We start from the raw sequence: 6860 nt of genomic DNA on the forward strand, positions 1-6860 counted from the left end.
CCGCTTTCGCGAGCAAGCCCGCTCCCACACTGGATCTCGGTACAACCCGGAATCACTGGAACGATCAGTTAGCTTGGTTGGAAGCGTCCGCCGCCTTGATCAGGTCAACCCCGATCTCCCCTTCAAACTTCTGCCACACCGGGCGCATGGCTTCGCGCCAGAGCTGGCGTTGCTCGGGGGTCAGTTCGATGATTTCGCTGGTCTTGGAATCGATGATTTTCTGCTTGGCCGACTGGTTCAGCGCTTCGGCCTGCTTGTTCACCTCGACGGTGACCTCGACCATGATCTGGTCCAGGGTGGTGCGGATATCCGGTGGCAGGCCGTTCCAGAATTTGGCGTTGGTGATCACCATGTAGTCGATCAGGCCGTGGTTGGACTCGGTGAAGTACTTCTGCACCTCGTTGACCTTCTGGCTTTCATAGTTCGACCAGGTGTTCTCGGTGCCATTCACGGTGCCGGTCTGCAGCCCTTGGTACACCTCGGCAAAACTCATTTTGCGCGGGTTGGCGCGAATAGCCTTGAACTGTTCTTCAAGCACGCTGGAGGCCTGCACACGGAACTTCAGGCCACGGGCGTCCTTGGGTTCATGCAGCGCCTTGTTCGAGGAGAGTTGCTTGAGGCCGTTGTGCCAATAAGCCAGGCCGAGGATGTTCTTGTCCTGCATCGAGCTCAGCAGGTCTTTGCCCTGGGCGGCCTGGAAACGGTCGACGGCGGCCAGGTCATTGAACAGGAACGGCAGGTCGTAGATCTGCACCTGCTTGGTGTATTGCTCAAACTTGGCCAGGGACGGCGCCAGCATCTGCACATCGCCCAGCAGCAACGCTTCCATCTCCTTGCCATCGCCGAACAGCGACGAGTTCGGGTACACCTCAACCTTTACCCGGCCCGGCAGACGCTCTTCGACGAGCTTCTTGAACAGCAAGGCGCCCTGGCCTTTGGGGGTATTTTCGGCGACCACGTGGGCGAACTTGATCACAATCGGGTCCGCCGCCTGGGCCAGGCCCGCGGCAAACAAAGTGGCGGCGCACAGCAGCGCCCGAGAAAGCTTGAGCATGGAAAATCACCTTCTTATTGTTGTGTTATAGGGCAAGGTGCCTGATGTCACGCGTGTAGTGAATTTCGAATTTTAGATACCTGCGTTCGGCTGGGCCGAACGCCAATCCAGAGCACAATGAAGATCCAGTGTGGGAGCTGGCTTGCCTGCGATAGCGCAGGCTCAGTCAATCAATTCAGTGCCTGATATACCGCCATCGCAGGCACGCCAGCGCCCACACGTGTGCTTCGGTTTTAGTCAGTCAGAGCTGTGCCGCGAGCAGCCTTTGCGCGCGCAGCAGCACCGGCGCATCGACCATCTGCCCGTCAATCTGATAGGCCCCTGCGCCATGTGCCCCGCCCTCCACTACCCGCTTGGCCCATGCCAGGTCGGCCGCACTCGGCGCCAGGGCCTCATGGATCACCGCCACCTGTTTGGGATGAATACACAACGCCCCGACAAAGCCCATTTCATAGGCATGCCGGATCGAGCGGCGCAGGCCTTCGGGGTCGTCGATGGCCGGGTGCACACCATCCAGCGGCGCCACCAGGCCCGCAGCACGCGAGTGCACGATCAGCGCCAGGCGCGCTTGGTCGAGGGCGAAATTCGCGGCCGCCGAGTGGCTGCTCAGGTTCAGGTCCAGCGCCAAGTCCAACCCGCCGAACGACAGGCGTTGTACCTGGGGGGCATGGGCGATCTCGGCCACGGCCAACAAGCCACGCGCGCTTTCGATGATCGGCCAGATCACTTTGCCTGCCGCGGCCACCACTGCCACCTGCGCGGCGCTCTCGACCTTGGGCAGCAACACGCCCGCCACGTTCGAGTGGGCTTTGCAGAACGCCACATCCTCAAAGTGTTCGGCATGCTCCGGCGCATTGATGCGCACCCATACCTGAGCCTCCGGGTGTCCTTGCAAAAACGCTCCAAGGTTATCCCGTGCCTGGCGTTTCAGCGGTTCTTCCACCGCGTCTTCAAAGTCCACAATCACTGCGTCGGCGCCGCTCGCCAACGCTTTGGAAAACCGCTCCGGGCGGCTGCCGGGCACAAACAGGGCCGAACGAACTAAAGGCTTTGCCATCACTGAGTTCCTTATTAGATAACGCCGCGCGCGCGCAGGCTGTCGATGGCGTCACCCGAATAACCGAGCTGATCGAGAATGGCTTGGCTGTGCTGCCCCAACGCGGGCACTGCATCCATACGCGGGGTAAACGCGGCATTGCGTGCCGGCGGTAACAGCGATGGCAACGGCCCGGCCGGGCTGTCGACTTCACGCCAGCTGTCGCGGGCCTTGAGTTGCGGGTGGTCCCACACGCCCTGCATGTCGTTGACCCGGGCACTGGCGATCTGCGCGTCTTCGAGGCGCTGGATCACCGCCTCGGCATCCAGTTGGGCGAAGCTGTCGACGATGATCTGGCGCAGCACCTCACGGTTGGCCGAGCGCTTGAAGTTGGCGGAAAAACGTTCATCCGTGGCCAATTGCGGCGTGAGCAGCACCTTGTCGCAGAACGCCGCCCACTCGCGTTCGTTCTGCAGGCCGAGCATCACCGTGCCGCCGTCACCCGTGGGAAACGGCCCGTAGGGGTAGATCGTCGAATGCGCGGCACCGGCACGCGGCGGCTGTGGCGCGCCGTCGAACGCGTAATACATCGGGTAGCCCATCCACTCCACCAGGCTTTCCAGCATGCTCACGTCGATGCGACTGCCCTTGCCCGTCTTGCCGCGCAACAGCAGCGCCGAAAGGATGCCACTGTAGGCGTACATGCCGGCAGAGATGTCGGCGATGGAGCAGCCGGCCTTGGCCATCTGGTCGTCACCGGGGCCGCCAGTCACCGAGAGAAAGCCGCCCTCGCTCTGGATCAACAGGTCATAGGCTTTCTTTTTCTCGTACGGCCCGCCTTCGCCATAGCCGGAAATATCGCAGACGATCAGCCGTGGAAAGCGCTCATGCAGCGCTTCGAACGACAAGCCCATGCGCGCCGCAGCGCCGGGTGCGAGGTTCTGCACCAGCACGTCGGCATCGGCCAGCAAAGTGTCAAGAATAGTGCCCGCCTCGTCCTGTTTCAGGTCGAGGGTGAGGCTTTCCTTGGAGCGGTTGGTCCACACGAAATGCGACGCCAGGCCGCGCACGCGCTCGTCATAACCACGGGCAAAGTCACCGGCGCCCGGGCGTTCGACCTTGATCACGCGCGCACCCAGGTCCGCCAGCTGGCGGGTGCAGAACGGCGCGGCAATCGCGTGTTCGAGGCTGACGACAGTGATGCCGTCCAGCGGTCGTTGATTAGTCATCATTGTTCCTCAAAGCCAGTGGGCCATGGACGCTGCGCTGCGCAGGTCCCAGACCTTGTCGATCAATGCATTGGCCTGGGCCGGCGTGCGCGCGCCGCTGAACTGGGCCAGGCGCTGGAATTTATCCGCCAGTTCGACCCGGCTGAGCGTGTTGCCCGGATCACCCTTGGGCTCATCGATGGCGCCGTGCAGAGTGCGGCCGTCACGCGTGGTGACGGTGACGCGGCCCAGCCAGCGTTGCGGGTAGGCGCCGTCGACTTCAGGGTCGAGGGTCATGCTGACCTTGTCGCGAAAGCGTGAGACGGCGGGATCGGTCAACGCCAATTCATGAAATTCGGTGAGCCCGGCCTTGCCGTGTACGGCAATCAGGCCGAGCACGGTGCCCATGGAAAATTTGGCCTGGTGCACGGTGGCGGGCACTTTTACGCGCCCAAGCACGTCAATCGCGCCTTGATGAACACGGGTTTGCACGTGAGCAATCTGCTCGGCGCCAAGGCCCTCGCGCTGCATCAGGTGCAACAGCGCATCCGCGGCCGGGTGGGTGTGGCGGCACGACGCGTGGAACTTGAACGAGGTTTCCAGCAGCGCCCAGCGGCTGCCCAGGCCGGCAGACAATTTGCTCGGTTCGGCATCGCTGGACATGCCCGCTGCCAGGCCTTGGTCACCTTCCAGAATATTGCGCGCGCCGGTCAGGCCGTCTGCGGTGAGGTAAGCGGCAAGCAAACCGTCCGCCGCCGCTTTGGCCGTGTGCAGCTGCTTGGAGTCGGCGGCGTCGCGCAGGAACTCCCACAACCCTGCGGCCTGGGTGCCGGCGCTGCCGAGCAGGTTGATGAACTGTTCTTCGTTTAAATCCAGCAATTTGCCCACGGCCACGGCCGCGGCGAGGGTGCCGACGGTGGCCGTGGTGTGAAAGATGCGGTAATGCGAGCGGCCCATGAATTCGCCGATGCGAATCCCGGCTTCATAACCGGCCACCGAGGCCAGCAACAGATCGCGGCCGGACTTGCCGAGGTCTTGCGCGGCCGCCAGTGCAGCAGGAAATACGACGGTGGCCGGGTGCAGCACCGAGCTGTTGTGCAGGTCGTCCTGCTCGACCAGGTGCGACGAAGCACCGTTGACCAGCGCGGCGAAATACGCGCTGCTGCTGCCACCGTTGACGATAATCTGCGCAGGGCCGTTGGCGGGGCCCATCTTGTGCGCATAACGCTCGAACAACGGAATCGGGTGCGCACCCTGGCTGGCCAGCGCCGAGGCGAGCCAATCGAGATATAGGTCTTCGGTGCGCGCCAACACATTGTCGGGCAACTGGGCGTAACTTAACTGTGCGAGGAAACGGCAAAGGGCTTGGGTATGGCTCATGGTCAGGCCCTCAGAAGCTGCGTGGCAGTTCGAGCAAATGCTCGGCCACGTAGGACAGGATCAGGTTGGTCGAGATCGGCGCCACCTGGTACAGGCGGGTTTCGCGGAATTTGCGCTCCACGTCGTATTCACAGGCAAAACCGAAGCCGCCGTGGGTTTGCAGGCAGGCGTTGGCGGCCTCCCAGGACGCTTTGGCCGCCAGGTACTTGGCCATGTTGGCGCTGGCCCCGGCATTCGCGCCGCTGTCGTATTCCTCACAGGCGCGCCAGCGCATCAGGTCTGCCGCTTCGATTTCGATGTGCGCTTCGGCAATCGGGAACTGCACGCCCTGGTTCTGCCCGATGGGCCGGCCAAACACCACGCGGTCGCGGGCATAGGCACTGGCCTTTTCGATAAACCAGCGGCCGTCGCCGATGCATTCGGCGGCAATCAGGGTGCGCTCGGCGTTCAAGCCGTCGAGGATGTAGCGAAAGCCCTTGCCCTCCTCGCCAATCAAGCTGTCGAGCGGCAGTTCCAGGTTGTCGAAAAACAGCTCGTTGGTTTCGTGGTTGACCATATTGGCGATGGGCTGCACGGTCAGGCCATTGCCGATGGCTTCGCGCAGGTCCACCAGAAAGATCGACATGCCTTCGGACTTTTTCTTCACCTCGGCCAGCGGCGTGGTGCGCGCCAGCAAGATCATCAGGTCGGAATGCTGCACCCGCGAGATCCAGACTTTCTGGCCGTTGATCACGTACTTGTCGCCGCGCTTGACCGCGGTGGTCTTGATTTTGGTGGTGTCGGTGCCGGTGGTGGGCTCGGTGACCGCCATTGATTGCAGGCGCAATTCACCGCTGGCGAGCTTGGGCAGGTAGAAGCTTTTTTGCGCCTCGCTGCCGTGCCGCAACAGGGTGAACATGTTGTACATCTGGCCGTGGACGGTGCCGGAATTGCCGCCGCAGCGGTTCACTTCTTCCAGAATCACCGAAGCCTCGGCCAGGCCCAGGCCGGAGCCGCCGTACTCTTCGGGGATCATTGCCGACAGCCAGCCGGCGTCGGTCAGGGCCTTGACGAACGCTTCGGGAAAGCCTTTTTCTTCGTCGATTTTGCGCCAGTAAGCCGCGTCGAATTCGGCGCACAAGGCGCGCACGCCTTCGCGGATGGCGTTCAGTTCTTCGTTGTCATTCGGGTTCATTAACGGCGCTCCGCCTGTTGTTCTGGTGTTATTCAAAATTCACGTCGGCTTTCTGGGCCACGCCGTCAGCGTTGCCCGCCCACAACTCAGCCACGCCGGTGGCCGTCACGCGCCCGCCGACTTCAAACGCCTGCGGTGCAATCAACGGACGCACGCCGCGATAGGCAAAGCGGCGCAAGGTGGCGTGTGGATGCGCACGGCAAAACGCACGCAGGCTCAAAGTGGCGATCAGCGGCCCGTGCACCACCAGGCCCGAATAACCTTCGGTGCCGGTGACGTAGGGGTAGTCGTAATGGATACGGTGGCCGTTGAAGGTCACGGCGCTGTAGCGAAACAGCAGGGTTGGCGTGGGTTCGATGCGTTCCTGCCACTCACCGTGGGCCAGGGCATCACCGCTGCCTGACTTGGGCGGCGTGGGTTCGCGGTAGACGATGTCTTGCTCTTCGCGAATCGCCAGGCGCCCGTCCTGGGAGTAGTCATGGCGCACGGTGACAAACAGCAGCGCGCCGCTACGGCCGGTCTTTTCCTCGACCTGAGTGATGGTCGACACGCGAGTGGCCGCCTCTCCGGCTCGCAAGGCGTGAATGAATTCGATGCGCCCACCGGCCCACATGCGATTGCGATTGTCGGCGGGCGGCAAGAACCCGCCACGGGCCGGGTGACCATCAGCGCCCAGTGCCGACTCCGGCAGCGGGTCCTGGAAAAAGCACCACTGCCACAGCGGCGGAACGTCGGCGCCCTCTTCCGGCACGGCCTCCCCCAAGGTGGCGGCAATTCGCTTGAGCAGGGTGCGGCTCAGGTGGTCGTGGGCGGTTTCACTTCGGCCGATCCAATCGGTAACGCTCATCGGGCAAATATCCTTGGGCAGTGGATGTCTGCCCCGGATCATGCAAGCGCCTGCCCGTTCTGAGAATTTGCATTTCAATAAACCAGCGTTCGGTTATGCTGAACGCCGCCATGCATGATGCAACGACATAGATCTAATGTGGGAGCGGGCTTGCTCGCGAA

The 6860-nt window shown here is 62.6% G+C and carries 6 protein-coding genes; all 6 read right to left on the reverse strand.

Translation table 11 applies throughout. The features are described from left to right. Positions 1-64: 64 nt before the first annotated feature. Entirely contained in the window at positions 65-1054 is a 990-nt protein-coding gene (locus WBB95_RS08060; RefSeq protein ID WP_424487092.1) for a TRAP transporter substrate-binding protein, read from the reverse strand. Positions 1055-1295: 241 nt separating this feature from the next. After that, entirely contained in the window at positions 1296-2111 is an 816-nt protein-coding gene (locus tag WBB95_RS08065; RefSeq protein WP_424487093.1) for an HpcH/HpaI aldolase/citrate lyase family protein, read from the reverse strand. A gap of 14 nt (positions 2112-2125) precedes the next feature. Continuing rightward, entirely contained in the window at positions 2126-3319 is a 1194-nt protein-coding gene (locus tag WBB95_RS08070; RefSeq protein ID WP_424487094.1) for a CaiB/BaiF CoA transferase family protein, read from the reverse strand. Positions 3320-3328: 9 nt separating this feature from the next. Next, a complete protein-coding gene (locus WBB95_RS08075; RefSeq protein ID WP_424487095.1) occupies positions 3329-4678 on the reverse strand; it encodes an MmgE/PrpD family protein in 1350 nt (449 codons plus the stop codon). A 10-nt stretch (positions 4679-4688) separates the two neighbouring features. Then, the gene (locus tag WBB95_RS08080; RefSeq protein WP_424487096.1) at positions 4689-5852 is read right to left on the reverse strand and encodes an acyl-CoA dehydrogenase family protein; all 1164 of its coding nucleotides are present in this window, start codon (positions 5850-5852) and stop codon (positions 4689-4691) included. A 28-nt stretch (positions 5853-5880) separates the two neighbouring features. Continuing rightward, complete coding sequence (locus tag WBB95_RS08085; RefSeq protein ID WP_424487097.1) at positions 5881-6699, reverse strand: FAS1-like dehydratase domain-containing protein; 819 nt, start codon at positions 6697-6699, stop codon at positions 5881-5883. Positions 6700-6860: the final 161 nt, after the last annotated feature.

The sequence above is a fragment of the Pseudomonas sp. genome, assembly GCF_049645325.1.
Lineage (GTDB): Bacteria > Pseudomonadota > Gammaproteobacteria > Pseudomonadales > Pseudomonadaceae > Aquipseudomonas.